Source organism: Blastomonas ursincola (assembly GCF_013607875.1).
Lineage (GTDB): Bacteria > Pseudomonadota > Alphaproteobacteria > Sphingomonadales > Sphingomonadaceae > Blastomonas > Blastomonas ursincola.
In genome coordinates this window covers 552,543-569,935 of the sequence record NZ_VDES01000002.1, presented here as the reverse complement: position 1 = coordinate 569,935, position 17,393 = coordinate 552,543, and the positions used below count along the sequence as shown (strand labels likewise).

At 63.5% G+C, this 17,393-nt stretch carries 19 protein-coding genes and 1 tRNA gene; 7 read left to right on the top strand and 13 right to left on the bottom strand.

Translation table 11 applies throughout. The features are described 5' to 3' along the window. Positions 1 to 765 precede the first annotated feature (765 nt). The gene (locus FG486_RS08800) at positions 766 to 948 is read left to right on the top strand and encodes a DUF3008 family protein (protein WP_181267258.1); all 183 of its coding nucleotides are present in this window, start codon (positions 766 to 768) and stop codon (positions 946 to 948) included. 68 nt (positions 949 to 1,016) lie between these two features. Here FG486_RS08800 and FG486_RS08795 read toward each other — a convergent pair. After that, positions 1,017 to 1,091: transfer RNA gene (locus FG486_RS08795), tRNA-Gly, on the bottom strand. A 244-nt stretch (positions 1,092 to 1,335) separates the two neighbouring features. On the opposite strand from FG486_RS08795, the gene FG486_RS08790 reads away from it, so the two are divergent. Together FG486_RS08790 and FG486_RS08785 are read left to right on the top strand one after the other, a co-directional pair. Further along, positions 1,336 to 2,241, top strand: coding sequence for a tetratricopeptide repeat protein (locus tag FG486_RS08790; protein WP_181267257.1), 906 nt, complete (start codon positions 1,336 to 1,338; stop codon positions 2,239 to 2,241). Between the two features lie 5 nt (positions 2,242 to 2,246). After that, positions 2,247 to 2,873, top strand: coding sequence for an LON peptidase substrate-binding domain-containing protein (locus FG486_RS08785; RefSeq protein ID WP_181267256.1), 627 nt, complete (start codon positions 2,247 to 2,249; stop codon positions 2,871 to 2,873). A gap of 201 nt (positions 2,874 to 3,074) precedes the next feature. On the opposite strand, the gene rpoN is transcribed toward FG486_RS08785, so the two are convergent. From rpoN to FG486_RS08755, 6 genes are all read right to left on the bottom strand, one after another. Continuing rightward, positions 3,075 to 4,622, bottom strand: coding sequence for an RNA polymerase factor sigma-54 (gene rpoN, locus FG486_RS08780; RefSeq protein ID WP_181267255.1), 1,548 nt, complete (start codon positions 4,620 to 4,622; stop codon positions 3,075 to 3,077). 30 nt (positions 4,623 to 4,652) lie between these two features. Further along, positions 4,653 to 5,435, bottom strand: coding sequence for an LPS export ABC transporter ATP-binding protein (gene lptB / locus FG486_RS08775; RefSeq protein WP_060977979.1), 783 nt, complete (start codon positions 5,433 to 5,435; stop codon positions 4,653 to 4,655). Between the two features lie 257 nt (positions 5,436 to 5,692). Then, on the bottom strand, positions 5,693 to 6,262 hold the full coding sequence (locus FG486_RS08770; protein ID WP_181267254.1) for an LptA/OstA family protein: 570 nt from the start codon (positions 6,260 to 6,262) through the stop codon (positions 5,693 to 5,695). Positions 6,263 to 6,288: 26 nt separating this feature from the next. After that, positions 6,289 to 6,927: an LPS export ABC transporter periplasmic protein LptC gene (gene lptC, locus FG486_RS08765; protein ID WP_066284122.1), complete on the bottom strand. Its 639-nt coding sequence runs from the start codon at positions 6,925 to 6,927 to the stop codon at positions 6,289 to 6,291. A gap of 68 nt (positions 6,928 to 6,995) precedes the next feature. Further along, positions 6,996 to 7,613, bottom strand: coding sequence for a ribonuclease D (locus FG486_RS08760; RefSeq protein WP_060977976.1), 618 nt, complete (start codon positions 7,611 to 7,613; stop codon positions 6,996 to 6,998). Beyond that, positions 7,610 to 8,425, bottom strand: a complete 816-nt coding sequence (locus tag FG486_RS08755) for a TerC family protein (RefSeq protein ID WP_181267253.1) — start codon at positions 8,423 to 8,425, stop codon at positions 7,610 to 7,612. The genes FG486_RS08760 and FG486_RS08755 overlap by 4 nt, the downstream gene beginning before the upstream one ends. A gap of 479 nt (positions 8,426 to 8,904) precedes the next feature. Here FG486_RS08755 and FG486_RS18295 point away from each other — a divergent pair, with 479 nt between their 5' ends. Continuing rightward, positions 8,905 to 9,681: a cold-shock protein gene (locus tag FG486_RS18295; protein WP_181267252.1), complete on the top strand. Its 777-nt coding sequence runs from the start codon at positions 8,905 to 8,907 to the stop codon at positions 9,679 to 9,681. A gap of 106 nt (positions 9,682 to 9,787) precedes the next feature. Here the strand turns inward: FG486_RS18295 and FG486_RS08745 are convergent, their stop codons facing one another. Beyond that, on the bottom strand, positions 9,788 to 10,483 hold the full coding sequence (locus tag FG486_RS08745; RefSeq protein WP_241695673.1) for a phytanoyl-CoA dioxygenase family protein: 696 nt from the start codon (positions 10,481 to 10,483) through the stop codon (positions 9,788 to 9,790). A gap of 341 nt (positions 10,484 to 10,824) precedes the next feature. Here FG486_RS08745 and FG486_RS08740 point away from each other — a divergent pair, with 341 nt between their 5' ends. Both FG486_RS08740 and FG486_RS08735 read left to right on the top strand, forming a co-directional pair. Further along, a complete protein-coding gene (locus FG486_RS08740; protein ID WP_181267251.1) occupies positions 10,825 to 12,009 on the top strand; it encodes an acyl-CoA dehydrogenase family protein in 1,185 nt (394 codons plus the stop codon). Beyond that, positions 12,006 to 12,761 (top strand): SDR family NAD(P)-dependent oxidoreductase, encoded by a 756-nt coding sequence (locus tag FG486_RS08735; protein WP_181267250.1) that lies wholly within the window; start codon positions 12,006 to 12,008, stop codon positions 12,759 to 12,761. Before FG486_RS08740 ends, FG486_RS08735 begins: the two co-directional genes overlap by 4 nt. Positions 12,762 to 12,767: 6 nt before the next feature. Here FG486_RS08735 and FG486_RS08730 read toward each other — a convergent pair whose 3' ends face one another. Next, on the bottom strand, positions 12,768 to 13,148 hold the full coding sequence (locus FG486_RS08730; protein ID WP_181267249.1) for a VOC family protein: 381 nt from the start codon (positions 13,146 to 13,148) through the stop codon (positions 12,768 to 12,770). A gap of 120 nt (positions 13,149 to 13,268) precedes the next feature. Between FG486_RS08730 and ung the strand changes: the two genes are divergently transcribed. Further along, positions 13,269 to 13,997: a uracil-DNA glycosylase gene (gene ung, locus FG486_RS08725; RefSeq protein ID WP_181267248.1), complete on the top strand. Its 729-nt coding sequence runs from the start codon at positions 13,269 to 13,271 to the stop codon at positions 13,995 to 13,997. 88 nt (positions 13,998 to 14,085) lie between these two features. Here ung and FG486_RS08720 read toward each other — a convergent pair whose 3' ends face one another. The 4 genes from FG486_RS08720 to FG486_RS08705 form a co-directional block, all read right to left on the bottom strand. Further along, the gene (locus FG486_RS08720) at positions 14,086 to 14,490 is read right to left on the bottom strand and encodes a DUF2177 family protein (protein ID WP_181267247.1); all 405 of its coding nucleotides are present in this window, start codon (positions 14,488 to 14,490) and stop codon (positions 14,086 to 14,088) included. Between the two features lie 43 nt (positions 14,491 to 14,533). Next, positions 14,534 to 14,995, bottom strand: coding sequence for a hypothetical protein (locus FG486_RS08715; protein ID WP_066284152.1), 462 nt, complete (start codon positions 14,993 to 14,995; stop codon positions 14,534 to 14,536). A 173-nt stretch (positions 14,996 to 15,168) separates the two neighbouring features. Further along, on the bottom strand, positions 15,169 to 15,552 hold the full coding sequence (locus FG486_RS08710) for a VOC family protein (protein WP_181267246.1): 384 nt from the start codon (positions 15,550 to 15,552) through the stop codon (positions 15,169 to 15,171). Positions 15,553 to 15,721: 169 nt separating this feature from the next. Then, complete coding sequence (locus FG486_RS08705; protein ID WP_066284162.1) at positions 15,722 to 17,314, bottom strand: isocitrate lyase; 1,593 nt, start codon at positions 17,312 to 17,314, stop codon at positions 15,722 to 15,724. Positions 17,315 to 17,393 lie beyond the last annotated feature (79 nt).

Below are 17,393 nucleotides of genomic sequence, written 5' to 3'. Positions count from 1 at the left end.
TTCCCACCCAATACAGGCGGAATAAATAACCATTGCCACCAATAGAATCAAGACTGATATCCAATAAATACTGCACCAGGAATTGAGCGATATTAGTACACATAGATTTAAACAAATTATTACAAACGATGCTAATCGCAATATAGAATTGTATTTAACAATAATATGAACAGACCTTGACTTTCCAGCCGATCTTACCACATCTTTCGGCACAGGCCTCCTGAAAGACACCTTGTTCCCAGCTAGACTGAGAATGAAAAATGTAAATATACAAACTAGTATGTAATTAATAATAAAAACCAATTAAAATAAATTTGGCACGACCCCGCCTGTTATGGGCCAAATCTTTAATATCGATGCACGGATTTTTGATATCATTTCGATTTTCTTCAAATTTCAATTGGCTTTCGCATCCCGATTTGACTGAATCCTGCCAAGAATTCCGAGCATTTTTACCCTTGGTATAAATCCTGCGTCAATCCCAATAGCATTGCCCATCAAAACATTCCCCCCCCCTATTGCCGCTGTTCGCGAAATCGAGCCGATCGCCCGTGCCGCTCCTGCGCTGCCAATAAAGGTTTTGCCCGCAGCAAACCTGCGACTGTCGTAGCTAGCCCAAGAAAACCGAGAACTTTTAATGAAGCAAACCTAGCCTTAGCAAGGTCATCGCTTTCATCACCACCAGCCCAGCCCCCCACATCCTAAGTTAACGCCCCCCGCCCCATCGCGGCGCATCGTTGTTCGTCCATCGAGGAGCAAACGACCATGCCTGCAAGATCCAAGGCGCAGCAGAAGGCGGCGGGGGCCGCGCTCGCGGCCAAGCGCGGGGACGCGCCCAAGAAGAGCCTCAAGGGCGCATCGAAGCAGATGGAGGAATCGATGTCCGAAAAGGAGCTGGAGGACATGGCCTCGACCAGGCGCAAGACGCTGCCCGAGCGCAAGGACTGAGCGGCGCGCATGCGCAGCAGCGATCAGGCCGAAGCCTGATGCTATATTACTGCGAAATATCGGAAAACTGGAGCGGGCGAAGGGATTCGAACCCTCGACCCCAACCTTGGCAAGGTTGTGCTCTACCCCTGAGCTACGCCCGCTCGGCGGCTGGTCCGGTGTGTCGGTCCAGCGGGTGAGGCGCGCAATTAGCAGCGGCTTTCTGGTCCGGCAAGCCCCTATTTGCGATTCGTGACGATTCCTTTTGCGGGGCTTGGCATATGCGGCTTGCGCACCATCTTGGGGTTTCGGATAAGGGCGCGCGACACAGGGGAGGACGCACCTCCCTGCAGGCCTATCGCGAGACCGCGGGCGCGCCGGACAGCAGGAGCATGGAACTTGGCAAGCATGGGTTTGACCACCGAAGAGCACAAGGCGGTCGAGGCATTCCGCAAGAATGTCGTCGAGCCTTCGATGACCAAGCTCGTGATTCTCGATTTCTGGGCGGAATGGTGCGGGCCGTGCAAGGCGCTGACCCCGGTGCTGGAAAAGATCGCCGCGCAATATGCCGACAAGGGCGTGGTGCTGGTCAAGGTCAATGTCGACGAGGAGCGCTTCATCGCGGCTCAGTTCCAGATCCAGTCGATTCCCACCGTCTATGCGATGTTCCAGGGCCAGCCGGTCGCCAACCTCACCAATGCGCGCACCGAATCGCAGCTGGCGGGAATCATCGACCAGCTGCTCGACAAGCTGCCGATCCAGGCGGGCGATGCCGAGCCGCAGGGACCCGATATCGCGCCGCTCCTCGATATGGGTGAAGAGGTGCTGGCCGAAGGCGATGGCGAGCGCGCGGCGGGCATCTTCGCGCAGATTCTCGACATGGCGCCGGATAGCGTCGCGGCGCTCGCCGGGCTGGTGCGTGCGCTGACCGCAGCGGGCAAGACCGCAGAGGCGCAGGCGCTGCTCGACGACCTGCCGCCCGAGATCGCGTCCGATCCGCTGCTAGAGCGCGCCAGATCGGCGCTGGCGCTGGTGGCGGACAAGGCGGATGACAGCGAGATCGCCGGGCTGCGCGCTGCGGTCGAGGCCGATGGCGACGATCATGCCGCGCGCTTCGACCTTGCGGTTGCGCTGTTCGCCGCCGGATCGCGCGACGAGGCGGCGGAGCATCTGCTCGCCATCGTGCGCGCCGACAAGGACTGGAACGAGGGTGCGGCGCGCGCGCGGCTGTTGCAGATCTTCGAGGCGGTCGGGCTGGAAGATCCCTGGGTGTCCGCCACGCGGCGCAAGCTTTCCGCCGCATTGTTCGGCTGAGGGCGATGGTAGCCATGGTCGCACAGCGCATCTCCCTGTTTCCGCTCACCGGGGTGATCCTGTTCCCCGGACTGCAGGTGCCGCTGCACATTTTCGAGCCGCGCTACCGCGCGCTGGTCAGCGATGCGATGGCGCGCGACAGGCAGATCGGCATGATCCAGCCGCGCGCGGCGGGCGAGCCTCCGCCGCTGTTCGACATGGGCTGTGTCGGCCGAATCATCGATGTCGAGGCGCTCGAGGATGGCCGCTACAATCTGGTGCTCGAAGGCTTTGCCCGCTTCCGCGTGCTGCGCGAGCTGGAGGTGACCACGCCGTTCCGCCAGATCGAGGCCGAGCTGATCGAGGAAAACGAGATCGACCAGGCGCTTTCCAGCATCGAACGCGCGAGTCTGGAGCGCGAATCGCAGCGCTTCGCCAACGCGCAGGGCTATAGCGTCGACTGGGATTCGGTGGCGCGGCTCGACGACCGCTCGCTGGTCAACGGCATCGCGCAGATCGCCCCGTTCGATGCGGCGGCCAAGCAGGCGCTGCTCGAGGCGGAAGGCCTGAAGGCGCGCGCCGACCTGCTGGTGCAGCTGATGCAGTTCTTCGGACGGCGTGACAGCGACGATCCCAGGGTGACGCTGCAATAACCTCCCTTGCCCTCCCCCTCGATGGGGGAGGGTTGGGTGGGAGTGAGTGCGCCTGATTGCGCAGCGGGCCCCGGGACGAAAGCGCAGCACCCGTCCGCACCATCACCCTCACCGCTGCGACTAGGCCGCCAGCGGCCAAGTCTCGCTGCCTCTCCCACCGAGGGAGAGGCTATTCCGCTGACCGAGCCTAGATAATGGCGCTCACCGCGCGCCTTGCAGCTTCTTCTGGCGGCGGCGCTGGACCGAGGAGCCGAGCCCCAAAGCCTCGCGATATTTGGCGACGGTGCGCCGTGCGATGTCGAAACCGCGCTCTTTCAGCATGTCGACCAGCTGGTCGTCGGAAAGGATGTTCTTGGCATCCTCCTCGTCGATCAGCGCCTTGATATGGCTCTTCACGGCGGAGGCGGAGACCGCGTCGCCGCCATCGGTCGACTGGATCGCGCTGGTGAAGAAATATTTGAGCTCGAACAGCCCGCGCGCGCAGCTGAGATATTTGTGGCTGGTGACGCGGCTGACGGTCGATTCGTGCATCTCGATCGCGTCGGCGACGCTGCGCAGCGTCAGCGGGCGCAGGTGCGTGACGCCGTTGCGGAAGAACCCCTCCTGCTGCTTCACGATCTCGCTCGCCACCTTGATGATCGTGCGCTGGCGCTGGTCGAGGGCCTTGACCAGCCAGTTCGCCTCGGCAAGGCATTCGCCGAGCCAGGCCTTGGATTTGGCATCGTGCCGCCCGCCGGTGAGCGAGACCGCATAGGAACGATTGACCAGCAGCCGCGGCAGGGTCGCGCTGTTGATTTCGATCACCCATTTACCCTCGCGCTCGACCACGAACAGGTCGGGCACCACCGCCTCGATCGACGATCCACCGAAGCGGCTGCCGGGCTTGGGATCATATTGGCGCAGCTCGGCGATCATATCGGCGAGGTCCTCGTCATCGACCCGGCAGATGCGCTTGAGCTGCGGCAGCGCGCCGCGTGCGAGCAGCTCGAGATTGTCGATCAGCCGCGCCATGCACGGGTCGTAGCGGTCCGCCTCCTTCGCCTGCAGCGCCAGGCATTCGGCGAGATCGCGCGCGCCCACCCCGGTCGGCTCGAGCGTCTGAACGGCGGCCAGCGCGGCCTCGACCTCGGCCAGCGGCACACCCAGCTGGTGCGAGACTTGGAGGAGGTCGCCGCGCAGATAGCCGTTCTCGTCGATCAGCTCGATCAGGTGCCGCCCGATGAACAGCTGCACGCCCGAAAGCACGATGCCCGCCTGCGCGTGCAGATGCTCGCGCAAGGACAGGTCATATTCGAGCGAATCTTCCCAGCCGTCACTGTCCGCGCCGCCGCCGGTGGCGATGTCGTTCATCGACAGCGCACCGTCGAGCCCGCCCGATGCTTCGCCCGTTACGCGCTCGGGACAGTCGCTGACGCTGTCATGGTGGAAGACCTCGCCATTGAGGTCCATGTCGAGCGGGCGGTCGATCTCGCCCATCCCGGCGCCGATCAGCTCGTCGCTGCCGATGGGTTCACCGTCAGAGGGCGGTGCGGCGGGCGCATCGAACACCGCATCGACGCCGCCGAGCTGGATGTCCCCGCCATTATCGTCACCGCCCAGTTCGAGCAGCGGATTGCGCTCCAGCTCCTCACCGATGAACGCCTCGATCTCGATGTTCGACAGCGCCAGCAGGCGGATCGCCTGCTGCAGCTGCGGCGTCATCACCAGCGACTGGCTCTGCCTCAGGTCAAGGCGTGGCCCCAGTGCCATCGGATCAGTCCCCAGCCCCCCGGCGTGCCATTACAAGGCGAAGCCTTCGCCCAGATACAGGCGGCGCACATTCTCGTCCGCCACCAGCGCCTCGGGTGTACCGGCGAACAGCACCTTGCCGTCATAGATGATGCAGGCGCGGTCGACGATGTCGAGCGTCTCGCGGACATTGTGATCGGTGATCAGCACGCCGATGCCGCGCGACTTGAGCTGCTTGATGAGGTCGCGAATGTCGGCGATCGACAGCGGGTCGATCCCTGCGAACGGTTCGTCGAGCAGGATGATCGAGGGGCTGGCCGCCAGCGCGCGTGCAATTTCGCAGCGCCGACGCTCGCCACCCGACAGCGCCATCGCGGGCGAGGACCGCAGCCGGGTCAGGCCGAATTCGTCGAGCAGCGTCTCGAGCCGCTCGGCGCGCGCTTCGACCACCGGCTCGACCAGTTCGAGTACCGCGCTGATATTCTGTTCGACCGTCATGCCGCGAAAGATCGAGGTTTCCTGTGGCAGATAGCCCAGGCCCAGGATCGCGCGGCGGTACATCGGCAGTTGGGTGATATCGACGCCGTCGAGCATGATGCGGCCCGAATTAGGCTTTACCAGTCCCATGATCGAATAGAAGCAGGTGGTCTTGCCCGCGCCATTGGGGCCGAGCAGGCCGAGCACCTCGCCCTTGGCGACCTGCAGCGACACGTCCGAGAGCACGACCTTCTTGTCATAGCTCTTGGCGATCGAGACGACGTTCAGGCCATCGCGCGACGTCGCCGGATCGGCCGCGGTACCGCTGAGCAGGCCCTGGGGGGCGACATCGTTCATTGTGACTTCCTGCAAACCTTTCCGGCGGCGCTTGGGCCCGTCGGTGTCTTGCCCCTCCCATAGCACGGAACAAGGCGATGAAAACCGGCGATAATCGCAGGATGGCAGGATTTATGCATGGAGGGTGTAGTGTCGCTTCCCTATTCGTCACCCTGAACTTGTTTCAGGGTCCATTTCACCCCAAGCGGCTTCGGCTGATGGGGCACGATGGATCCTGAAACAAGTTCAGGATGACGGAAGCGTGGATCGGCTGGAGCTCAGTCCCGCTTGGGCACCGAGAAGGTTCCCGACACGCGCCCACCGGCGCTGCCGGTCTGACCGGGCGCGCCACCAGCCGAGCGGCCGTCGACGGTCGAGCGACCCGTGGTCAGGTCGATGACCATGCGCCCGCCATTGAGCGTGTTGCCGCCCTGGCGCAGCGCGACATTGCCGATCAGCGTGATGATGCGCCGGTTGAAATCATAGATGCCGACATTGCCGCTGGCACGCTCTTCGCCCTTGGTGACGACGACGCCGCCATTCGCATCGATCCGCTCGATCTCGATGCCGCCGGCGTTGCGATAGGCCACGGTCATCCGCGCCGCCTGCAGGCGAAGGCCCGCCTGTGTGATGTCGACATTGCCCGACAGCAGCACGCGATTGGCGCGATCCTGCAGCTCGATCCGGTCGGCGGCATAATCGACCGGCGCATTGCTGTTGTGGTTCATCAGCGACTGTGCGGTCACACTGGCGGGAGAAAGCACCAGCCCGGCCATGGCGATGCCGCCAGCCGAAACCGCCAGCAGGGCGCGCCGCGCCCCCCCTGAAATCCTGCCCGAAAACCGCATGCTGCTTCCTGTCTTCCTCAAACCTGTCATGGCAGGCCGCCCTGGGTCATGCGCAGCCGTGCACGCCCTTCCAGCGTCACCGTGCGCTCGGCAAGGTTCGCCTTTAGCCGGTCGGCGCGGAAAGTGCCAGTCGGCAAGCGTCCGGTCACCTCGCCCCGGCTGACCATGCTGCGCTTGGGCAGATCGATATCGACGTCGCGCGTCACCATGCGGTAGCCATTGGCGCTGCTGAACTGGACCGGACCGACCACTTCGACCTGCTCGGTATCCATATTGTAATTGCCGCGCCCCGCCTCGAGCACGCCCGGGCCGTCCTTCAGCAGGATGCGCGCGGCCAGATCGTTCATCTCGACCACCGGATTTCGCGAGCTTTTCTGCACCGCCGATCCCGCCTCGAGCGAGAAGGGCCGGCCTTCGCTGTCCTGGCCGCGATACAGGGCCTGGGTCACGCGCATGCGTTCGCGCGCGATATCGACCTGGTTCTTGTCGAGCAGGAAGCTGACCTCGGTATTGCGCAGCAGCGGCGCGAGCGCGAGAAACGCGACCAGCACGCCGATCGCGGCGGGCAGGAACATGCCGAGAAAGCGCACCATCTTGTCATGGCTGCTGCCGGGCGCGGCGAACAGCTGGCGGCGGCTACGCATCTGATCGGCACGCTGGGTCATGGAACGCTTTTCAGGCCTGTGGACTGCGAACGCGCGACGAACGGGCGTTCTTCGGAAGGCGCGATATATTAGGCGTGCGCGAAAATATCAATTTCCGGCCAGCCGGCGAGATCGAGCTCGGCGCGTGCGGGCAGGAAGTCGAAACAGGCCTGCGCGATCTCGCGGCGCCCTTCGCGTACCAGCCGCGCGTCCATCGCCACGTGCAGCGCGTGCAGGAATCGCACGTCGCTCGCGGCATAATCGCGTTGGGCATCGTTGATCTCCGGCGCGCCCCAGTCGCTCGACTGCTGCACCTTGCTCAGCTCCTTGCCCAGCACCTCGCGCACCAGCTCCTTCAGGCCATGCCGGTCTGTATAGGTGCGGATCAGGCGCGAGGCGATTTTGGTGCAGAAGACCGGCGCGGCCATCACGCCCAGATAATGCTTGATCGCCGCCAGATCGAACCGCGCGAAATGATAGAGCTTCAGGCGTTCGGGATCGGCCAGCACGGCGCGCAGGTTCGGCGCGGCATATTCGCTGCCGGGCATGAAGCGCACCAGATGCTCGTCTCCGCGCCCATCCGAAATCTGCACCAGGCAGAGGCGATCGCGCGGGGTGATGAGGCCCATGGTTTCGGTATCCACTGCGACCGGGCCGGGTGCCAGCACGTCGGCCGGCAGGTCTTCCTCGTGAAAATAAACGCTCATGCTGTCTCGCCGTCCGTGTTTGTCGGCGATGCGACGCGCCGCTTTTCGCGCCCGTTGCGGGCCCAGATGTTCAAGGTTTCCACCATCGCAGAAAAGGCCATGGCGGCATAGATATAACCCTTGGGCACGTGCACGCCGAAGCCATCGGCGATCAGCACTGCGCCGATCATCAGCAGGAAGCCCAAAGCGAGCATGACCACCGTGGGGTTGCGGTTGATGAAGTTCGCAAGCGGATCGGCAGCGACCAGCATCACGCCCACGGTGATGATCACGGCGGCCATCATGATCGGAACCTCGTCGGTCATCCCGACGGCGGTCAGGATCGAATCGATCGAGAATACCATGTCGAGCGCGATGATCTGCACGATCGCCGCGCCGAAGCCGATCGCGGCCTTGCCCTTCTTGTCGAGCGCCTCGCCCGAGGGCTCGTCATCGACGCTGTGATGGATCTCCTTGGTCGCCTTCCAGACCAGGAACAGCCCGCCCGAAATCAGGATGAGGTCGCGCCACGAGAACTGCGTCTCGAAGGTCGGCTCACCATTCTGCCCGGGTGCGCCGGTGATGCCCAGATCGAACACCGGCGTGGTCAGCGAGACGATGAAGGCGATCATCGACAGCAGCGCTAGCCGCATGACCAGCGCCAGGCCGATGCCGGCGCGGCGCGCGGTCTGCTGCTGGTGCACCGGCAGCTTGTTCGAGAGGATCGAGATGAAGATCAGGTTGTCGATGCCGAGCACGACTTCCAGGATCACGAGCGTGACGAGCGCGGCCCAGGCGGCCGGGTCGCTCAAGAGCGGGATAATGCTGTCCATCGGCCCCAATTGCCGCAGCCATCGGGGTCTGGCAAGGCCTGCCGGATGCCCGCGGCACCGATTTTGCGGCAGGCAGAGCCGCGCGCTGCCCAGCGGCGGCGATCATCGCTGTGGCCCAGCCGCTTCGAACGTGCGGCAAAGCCACGATCACGGCCATTTATCGTTCGCCAAGCATCCGAATTTGGTTTAAGAGAATCACTGGAAGCGCGCGCCTTTTGCGGGCTCATCCTGTTGCGCAAGGCGGGAAATGCGATCTTCCACAGGTTTTTGGTCCGTGAAGGCCGGTGGCACTGTCGAAAAGTCGCCTGCTTCCATGGACTTGGGTTGGGGTGTTTTAAGATTTGCGCGGTATTCGTGGCGGCTGGCAGGGAGTCAGACAGGTTCGCCAGGATACTGGCCTGAATTTGAGTGATGGGGTTTACGTCCGCCCTGTTCTTGAGCGAGTGATCCAGGACGACATTGAAAGTGAATAGTTCGGCATGAGTTTTGACAGGGGTCGGCGCGGCGGCAGAGGCCGGGATAAACGCGACAGATTTGGCGAGGATGATTTCGACGCTTTTTCGCCTCCGCCTTCCTATGGTGACCGTGGTGGTTTCGGCGGCGGTGATCGCGGCGGCTTCGGCGGTGGCGACCGTGGCGGCTTCGGCGGCGGTGGTGGCGGTGGCTTCGGCGGCGGCCCGCGCGGCGGCGGCGGCGGTGGTGGTGGTCGCGGCGGCTTCGGCGGCATGCCCACCCAGGTCGTCGGCGAAGCCAAGGGCAAGGTGAAGTTCTTCAACGCGCAAAAGGGCTTCGGCTTCATCCAGCGCGAAGATGGCGGCGACGACGTGTTCGTGCATATCAGCGCGGTCGAGCGAGCCGGCCTGTCTAACCTGGCCGAAGGTCAGGGCCTGGAATTCACGCTGGTCGATCGCGGCGGCAAGGTCTCGGCGAGCGACCTCAAGGTCGATGGCGAGCTGATCCCCGTGTCCGAAGGTTCGGGCGGCGGCGATCGCGGTGATCGCGGTCCGCGCAGCGAGGCTCCGCGCCGCGAGCTGACCGGCGAGCGTGCCACTGGAACCGTCAAGTTCTTCAACGCGATGAAGGGCTTCGGCTTCATCACCCGCGACGATGGCCAGCCCGACGCGTTCGTGCACATCAGCGCGGTCGAGCGTGCCGGCATGGCAGGCCTCAACCAGGGCGACCGTCTGGAGTTCGACCTCGAAGTCGACCGCCGCGGCAAGCACTCGGCCGTCAACCTGGTCGCGCATAACGGCTGACCTGGGCTCCGCGCCCGACCGGGCCGGATGAGAGACATGAAAACCCCGCCTGCACCCGATGGTGCGGCGGGGTTTTTTGTTGGTTGGCTGTCAACAGATTTGCTGGCTACACGCCCAGCCATTCCAGCCCGTAGGGGAGATTGTCTGCAGCATAATCAACCTGCAGCACCCTTCTGCTCATCGGTGCCGACGCGACATCAGAGGCATGGAGGATAGGTGTTGCATAGGCCCAAACATCGCCCGCGCTTGCCAGACAAACAACCTGGCCGCATTTTGCAACGAGTTCGTCAATCTGATCGATCGCAACCCTGCCAAACCTGTGTGAACCCGGCGCGATGACAAGAGGTGCATTTGTAGCCGGAACATCGTCAATATGCGCTCTCAAGGTCACCATGCGTGCCAAAAGCTCGAACGGCGGGGCGACGTGGATCATGCCGTTCTTGACCGTCCATGGCCCAAAGCCAGGCGCCTCTTGTCGTTGCTTTACGCAGATCGTCCTGTCCTGGTGCCAACCAAGTGACCAGTTTGCCTCTGTGGACTTGTCGAACAAAATGGCCCTGACAGGCCGAGCACAGCTCCCCAATATCTGTTCGGCAATTGATCCCAAGGACCCATTGCGGGCCAAAACGGGTTCGAGCGCCGGGATGCGCCACAAACGAACGCCGGCTTGGCCTCGGGGGATTTCCGAAATGGCCGTCAGGACCTGATCCATCTGATTAGCCATGGCGGCTTTGAAAAGCAGCGCACCGCTCGTTACGAAATGGGATGCAGCTTTATTGTCCAGCATATTGCTTCTAAGCATGCCAACTCCCGAAGAGCAACGGCTGCCCACTTTCCGGCGGACGCAGGATGCACAGCGAGAGCAGATCGCCCCCGGCTGGACTCCGGCTTTCGCCGGAGAACGGATGGGTCAGCACCTAAGCCATTCCCCTTACCCGGTCTCCCGAGAAGGCGGGAGCCCACCTCCTGGCTGTGCCTCTGGAACAACCGGCAGGAGATGGGCCCCTGCCTGCGCAGGGGACCGGCTGGGGAGGGCACGATGGGGCATCGGTACGCCCTCCGCGCATTTTAATCAGTTGATTAAACCGTCAGCTCGTTTACCCGGCTTGGGCTAATCCATGAACGTTCCCGGGAGCCTTTTTCATGTCCCATCTGTCCGCCGCCGAAGTCGATGCGATTGCCAAGAAGGTCGAACGGTTCGTCCGCGATGTCGTCGCCCCCTATGAGCGCGATCCGCGCTGCGGCGCGCATGGGCCGTCGGAAGAGCTGGTGCTGGAGCTGCGCGCGCTCGCCCGCCAAGCCGGGGTGATGACGCCGCATATCCTGCCCGATGGCCGCCACCTCACCCAGGCGCAGACCGCGATCGTGCTGCAGAAATCGGGCCTGTCGCCGCTCGGCCCCGTCGCCTGCAACACCGCCGCGCCCGACGAGGGCAACATGTATCTGCTCGGCAAGGTCGGCAGCCCCGAACAGAAGGCGCGGTTCCTCAACCAGCTCGTCTCGGGCGAATCGCGATCGGCCTTTTTCATGACCGAACCGGCGGAGGAAGGCGGCGCGGGCTCCGACCCGTCGATGATGAAGACCACCGCGAAGCTCGACGGCAACCATTGGGTGATCAACGGGCGCAAGGCGTTCATCACCGGCGCGGAAGGCGCGAAGGTCGGCATCGTCATGGCGAAATCGGACGACGGCGCTTGCATGTTCCTGGTCGACCTGCCCGATCCCGCGATCCGCATCGAGCGCGTGCTCGACACCATCGACAGCTCGATGCCCGGCGGCCATGCGGTGGTCGAGATCGAAAACTTACGCGTCCCCGCCGACCAGATGCTGGGCCAGAGCGGCGAGGGCTTCAAATATGCGCAGGTCCGCCTCTCGCCCGCCCGGCTGTCGCACTGCATGCGCTGGTTTGGCGCCGCGACCCGCGCGCACGAGATCGCGAGCGATTATGCCTGCCGCCGTCATGCCTTCGGCAAGCCTCTGGTCGATCACGAAGGCGTCGGCTTCATGCTCGCCGAGAATCTGATCGATCTGAAACAGGCCGAGCTGATGATCGCGTGGTGCGCGGGCGTGCTCGACACCGGCGAACTGGGCACGGTCGAAAGCTCGATGGCCAAGGTCGCGGTGTCGGAAGCGCTGATGCGCGTCGCCGATCGCTGCGTGCAGGTGATGGGCGGCAAGGGCGTCAGCGGCGACACGATTGTCGAGCAGGTGTTCCGTGAAATCCGCGCCTTCCGCATCTATGACGGCCCGACCGAAGTGCACAAATGGTCGCTCGCCAAGAAGATCAAGCGCGACCACAAGCACGCGCAGGAAGGAGTGTCGGCATGACCCTGACCGCAGACCTGACCGGCCAGCGCATCCTCGTCACCGGGGCATCGAGCGAAGGCTTCGGCGCGCATTTCGCGCGGCTGCTGGCGAAGAGCGGCGCGCATGTCATCGTCACCGCGCGCCGCCTGCCCGCGCTCGAGGCGCTGGTCGAGGAGATCAGAAGCACCGGCGGCAGCGGCGAGGCGATTCGCATGGACGTCGCGGATCTCGCCTCGGTGCGCGAAGGGATGGCTGCGGCTGGCGCGATAGACACCTGCATCAACAATGCCGGCGTCGCGGTAACCAAGCGCGCACTCGACCAGACCGAGGACGATTACGACTTCGTAATGGGCATCAACCTGAAAGGCGCGTGGAACGTCGCGACCGAGGCGGCGCGCGGCATGCGCGAGCGCGGCGGCGGCAACATCATCAACACCGCCTCGATCACCGGATTCCAGACCGCGGCGGGCACCGGGCCCTATGCGGTGTCCAAGGCGGGCGTGCTGCACATGACGCGGCAGCTGGCGATGGAACTGGCGCGGTTCAACATCCGGGTCAACGCACTCGCGCCGGGCTATTTTCTCACCGATATCAACCGCGACCAGCTTTCGGGCGAAGCGGGCGAACCCTTGCGCAAGCGCATCGCGATGCGCCGTTACGGCGAGCTGCCCGACCTCGACGGGCCGCTATTGCTGCTCGCCTCGGACGCCAGCCGCTTCATGACCGGCAGCATCCTGACAGTCGATGGCGGGCATCTGGTGCACTCGCTGTAAAGCGGCTCAGCCGCTTTGCACGACGCTGAGCAAGTTGCCGTCGGGGTCCTGAAACCAGGCGACACGCGCCGCCCCATCGGGCGCGGTCCAGATGCCGAGCGCGTCCTGGCCGAAGCCTTCATAGAATTTGGGCGCGACGCCCCGGCTGGCCAGATGCTCCATGGTCTGCTCGATATCCTCGACCGACCAGCCGAGCGCCGGGTGCGGCGAGGCGGCATAGCCTTCCAGCTCGGTGATGCGGAGCACCGCGCTGCCCAGATCGAACACGGCGGCAAAGCCGTCGTCAGCGACAAACGGAAGCTGGAGCACGTCGCGATAGAAGCTTTCGGCGGCGCGGCGGTTGGCGGTGTTGATGAAGGTGACAGGCTTGGCGTGGGTGAGCGGCATGATGGCAACCCCTGCTAATGCGTCGCGATTCGTGATGGCGACATGGCATAGCATCATTCTGCGTCAAGACGCCAACCCTTCGCTTGACGCTGCCCCCGGGGCCGCGTCAAGGTCGCGCGCATGCCCGACAGTGCCAGCCCCCAAGCCACCATCCAGCTCGATCCGCAATGGCGCGAGGCGCTCGCTGGCGAGTTTGCCGCGCCTTACATGGCCGATCTCAAGCGCTTCCTGCTAGAGCGCAAGGCGGCGGGCGCGCGCATCTTTCCGCCGGGCAGCCACTGGTTCCGTGCGCTCGACCTCACCCCGCCGGACAAGGTGCGCGTCGTCATCCTGGGGCAGGACCCGTATCACGGCCCCGGCCAGGCGCATGGCCTGTGCTTCAGTGTGCGTCCCGGCGTGCCGGTGCCGCCCTCGCTGGTGAACATCTACAAGGAATTGCAGCGCGATCTCGGCATAGCGCTGCCGCGCCACGGCTTCCTGGAATCCTGGGCGAGACAAGGCGTGCTGCTGCTCAACGCGGTGCTGACGGTCGAGATGGGCGATGCCGGGTCGCACCAGGGCAAGGGGTGGGAGCAGTTCACCGATGCGGTGATCGCGCGGGTCAATGCGCTAGAACACCCGGTCGTGTTCCTGCTCTGGGGCAGCCATGCGCAAAAGAAGGCGGCGGGCGTCGACAGCGTCGATCGCGGCGGACGGCATCTGGTGCTGAAGGCCCCGCACCCCTCGCCGCTCTCGGCTCATCGCGGATTCCTGGGCTGCGGGCATTTCAGCCAGGCGAATGCGTTTCTGGAAGGCCAGGGACTGGAGCCGATCGACTGGCGATTGCCCGAGAGCGTGCAAGCCGCCTGACCTGCTTGTCACCCCCGAGGGCGTGGGCCCCGCTTCCTCGGGCAACTGACGCGGAGAAGCGGGATTCCCGATTTCGCGGGAATGACGGTTATTTGAACACCGCCCGCGTTACCGCAAAGCCCACCAGCGCCGACGATCCGGTGAGGAACGTGCCCCAGATGATGTCGAGCACGGTGATCTTCGTGTTCCAGGTGGCGAGCGTCGCCTGGTTGGTCAGGTCATAGGTCATGTAGCAGAAAAAGCCGAGCAGCGCGCCCTTGACCAGCGCGGTCTGCCAGCGGCCATCGGCGAGCGCAGGGACCACCGCGAAAATCTGGATGCCGGCGATGTACAGCACATAGAATATCACCGCCGGAGCAAGCCGGAACGAGGGTGCGAGCAGGTCGCCAAGCAGCGGCTGGTAGAGCCGCGGGGCCATGGTCTTGAGCCAGACGCTGTCGATCAGCGCGAAGGCGAGCCCGGTGAACAGATAGGCGGCGGCATAGCGGAGCATGGCGGGACCTTTGCGCGAATGATGGGACGCAGGTGAACTGGCGTCAGTCGCCAACGCGCGTCAAGCGGGTGCGGTTGCGGGTGAGCCACTCGCTCTTGTCGTCGTCGAGAAAATCGACCTCCTTCAACGTCTCGACCTTGTCGCCATCGCGCACGGTGGTGAGGCGGAGGGTTGCCGGACGGTTGTCGTCGCTGGCCTTTGTCTCCTCGACCATCGTCCAGTGCGTGGCATCGCGCGAGCCCGGATCGATCCGGATCGCATAGGTCATTACTTCGACAGCTCGACCCTTGCGGAAGGTTGCGACCGAGACCGTGTCGGCCTTCTCATCGAACAGTTCGCCGGTGGTGATGCGGACAATGCCGACCTTGGGTCCATCGTCGAAATCGGAAACACGCAGCATCGTCGCGCCATCGCCCTGGTCGATGATGCGCGTTTTGACCGGAATGCCGAACCAGCGGTTGGCCGAATAGTCGAGATAGCCGAGCTCGCCTTCCCACGATCCCACCAGGCTTGCACGGGCCGCTGTGGCATTAGGAGCGGAAGAGGACGCTGGCTGGGCACTTGCCGCAGAAACGGAAACAAGACTGAGCGCAAGCAAGGCATATCGGAACATCATGGCCCCCTGTGATGTGGTACTCGCCCAGCTACGCGACCATCGCCTGCGCAGATGCGCCGGGATCACGCCATCGGCTTGGGCTGCCACAATTCGATCTTGCGGCCTTCGGGGTCCATGATGTGCGCGAACAGGCCGTTCGCCTCGGCGGGGAAGGTCTTGACCGGCTCCACCCCTTCGGCAGCGCAGCGGGCAAGCACGGACTCGAGATCGTCGACCATCAGGTTGAACATGAACTCCTTGGTGGACGGCGCGAAATATTCGCTGCTCTGCGCGAAGGGCGAAAAGACCGTGCCCGCGCCGGGGTGATTCGCGGCGTCCTGCGGCAGGAAGACCAGCCCACCCCAGTCGTCGAAGGCCAGACCGAGCACGCGCGAATACCATGCGCGCAACGCGTCAGGGTCCGGGGATTTCAAGAAAAGCCCGCCCAGCCCGATGACCTTGCCCATATGCCGCCTCCATCAAACGAGTCGGCCGACAAAATACCACGAAGTCGAACCATGAAAAAAGGAAACCCGCCGATGTTGCCACCGGCGGGGTAACCTTTTTCCTCCCCAGGAAAACTTTATCGGTCAAACATTCTTTTCAACGCAGTACCGATCACCATGAACCGCGCTCTTACGAGAACTGGTTCATCGTGTTGTTGACGCCGCCTGCCTTCAGCGCCGCCTCGCCAGCGAAATATTCCTTGTGAGCATCGCCGATGTCGCTGCCAGACATGTTCTGGTGCTTCACGCATGCGATCCCCTGACGGATCTCCTGCCGCTGGACGCCGAGTACATAACCCAGCATGCCCGCTTCTCCAAAATATTCCTTCGCCAGATTGTCGGTCGACAGCGCGGCGGTGTGATAGGTGGGCAGCGTGATCAGGTGGTGGAAGATGCCCGCGCGGCGCGCACCATCGGCCTGGAAGGTGCGGATGCGCTTGTCGGCGGCGATGCCGAGTTCGGTATCGTCGTACTTGGCATCCATCAGCTGGGCACGGTCATATTCGGACACGTCCAGACCTTCCTTGACCATCGCGTCATAGACCTGCTGGCGGAAGTTCAGCGTCCAGTTGAACGAAGGCGAGTTGTTGTACACCAGCTTGGCGTTGGGAACGACTTCGCGGATGCGGTCCATCATGCCCGCGATCTGCTCGACATGCGGCTTTTCGGTCTCGATCCACAGCAGGTCGGCACCGTTCTGCAGCGAGGTGATGCTGTCGAGCACGCAGCGATCCTCGCCCGTACCTTCGCGGAACTGGAACAGGTTGCTGGGCAGACGCTTCGGGCGCAGCAGGCGTCCGTTGCGGTTGAGGATGACATCGCCATTGCGCGCGGTCGCGGGGTCGATCTCCTCGCAATCGAGGAAGCTGTTATACTGGTCGCCGATATCGCCCGGCTCGTGGCTGACCGCGATCTGCTTGGTCAGGCCAGCGCCCAGCGAGTCGGTGCGGGTGACGATGACGCCGTCTTCGACGCCCAGTTCCAGGAACGCATAGCGGCAGGCGCGGATCTTGGCGAGGAAGTCCTCGTGCGGCACAGTGACCTTGCCGTCCTGGTGACCACACTGCTTTTCGTCCGACACCTGGTTTTCGATCTGCAGCGCGCAGGCGCCGGCCTCGATCATCTTCTTGGCGAGCAGATAGGTGGCTTCGGCATTGCCGAAACCGGCATCGATATCGGCGATGATCGGCACGACATGCGTCTGGAAATTCTCGACCTGGGCGAGCAGTTCCTGTTCCTTCGCAGTATCACCGGCGGCGCGTGCCTTGTCGATGCCGCTGAACAGCAGGTCGAGCTCGCGCGCATCGGCCTGGCGCAGGAAGGTGTAGAGCTCCTCGATCAGCGCGGGCACGCTGGTCTTCTCGTGCATCGACTGGTCGGGCAGCGGGCCGAATTCGCTGCGCAGCGCAGCGACCATCCAGCCGGACAGGTACAGATACTTGCGCTTGGTGGTGCCAAAATGCTTCTTGATCGCGATCATCTTCTGCTGCGCGATGAAGCCGTGCCAGCAGCCCAGCGACTGGGTGTATTGCGACGGATCGGCATCATAGGCGGCCATGTCCTCGCGCATGATCTTCGCGGTGTAGCGCGCGATGTCGAGACCGGTCTTGAACCGGTTCTGCAGTTGCATGCGCGCGACGGATTCCGGGTTGATGCCGGTCCAGCGGCCCTGCTTGCTGGCAACGAGCTGTTCGTTGGCGCGGATGTGATCGGTATAGGACATGGGGCTTTCCTCTTGCGAATCAGGCAGTGTCACAAATTGACAGCTGATGGTGTTGATTTACGCGACATGAGCGAGATCA

Excerpts from the sequence above, each read along its gene's own strand:
- FG486_RS08760 (WP_060977976.1), bottom strand. The coding sequence starts at position 7,613 with ATGAGCGTTTATTTTCACGAGGAAGACCTGCCGGCCGACGTGCTGGCA.
- FG486_RS08730 (WP_181267249.1), bottom strand. The coding sequence starts at position 13,148 with ATGCCGCTCACCCACGCCAAGCCTGTCACCTTCATCAACACCGCCAAC.
- FG486_RS18295 (WP_181267252.1), top strand. The coding sequence starts at position 8,905 with ATGAGTTTTGACAGGGGTCGGCGCGGCGGCAGAGGCCGGGATAAACGC.
- FG486_RS08770 (WP_181267254.1), bottom strand. The coding sequence starts at position 6,262 with ATGCGGTTTTCGGGCAGGATTTCAGGGGGGGCGCGGCGCGCCCTGCTG.
- rpoN (WP_181267255.1), bottom strand. The coding sequence starts at position 4,622 with ATGGCACTGGGGCCACGCCTTGACCTGAGGCAGAGCCAGTCGCTGGTG.
- FG486_RS08790 (WP_181267257.1), top strand. The coding sequence starts at position 1,336 with ATGGGTTTGACCACCGAAGAGCACAAGGCGGTCGAGGCATTCCGCAAG.
- FG486_RS08735 (WP_181267250.1), top strand. The coding sequence starts at position 12,006 with ATGACCCTGACCGCAGACCTGACCGGCCAGCGCATCCTCGTCACCGGG.
- lptC (WP_066284122.1), bottom strand. The coding sequence starts at position 6,927 with ATGACCCAGCGTGCCGATCAGATGCGTAGCCGCCGCCAGCTGTTCGCC.
- FG486_RS08710 (WP_181267246.1), bottom strand. The coding sequence starts at position 15,552 with ATGGGCAAGGTCATCGGGCTGGGCGGGCTTTTCTTGAAATCCCCGGAC.
- FG486_RS08745 (WP_241695673.1), bottom strand. The coding sequence starts at position 10,483 with ATGCTTAGAAGCAATATGCTGGACAATAAAGCTGCATCCCATTTCGTA.
- lptB (WP_060977979.1), bottom strand. The coding sequence starts at position 5,435 with ATGAACGATGTCGCCCCCCAGGGCCTGCTCAGCGGTACCGCGGCCGAT.
- FG486_RS08755 (WP_181267253.1), bottom strand. The coding sequence starts at position 8,425 with ATGGACAGCATTATCCCGCTCTTGAGCGACCCGGCCGCCTGGGCCGCG.
- FG486_RS08720 (WP_181267247.1), bottom strand. The coding sequence starts at position 14,490 with ATGCTCCGCTATGCCGCCGCCTATCTGTTCACCGGGCTCGCCTTCGCG.
- FG486_RS08800 (WP_181267258.1), top strand. The coding sequence starts at position 766 with ATGCCTGCAAGATCCAAGGCGCAGCAGAAGGCGGCGGGGGCCGCGCTC.
- FG486_RS08740 (WP_181267251.1), top strand. The coding sequence starts at position 10,825 with ATGTCCCATCTGTCCGCCGCCGAAGTCGATGCGATTGCCAAGAAGGTC.
- FG486_RS08705 (WP_066284162.1), bottom strand. The coding sequence starts at position 17,314 with ATGTCCTATACCGATCACATCCGCGCCAACGAACAGCTCGTTGCCAGC.
- FG486_RS08785 (WP_181267256.1), top strand. The coding sequence starts at position 2,247 with ATGGTAGCCATGGTCGCACAGCGCATCTCCCTGTTTCCGCTCACCGGG.
- ung (WP_181267248.1), top strand. The coding sequence starts at position 13,269 with ATGCCCGACAGTGCCAGCCCCCAAGCCACCATCCAGCTCGATCCGCAA.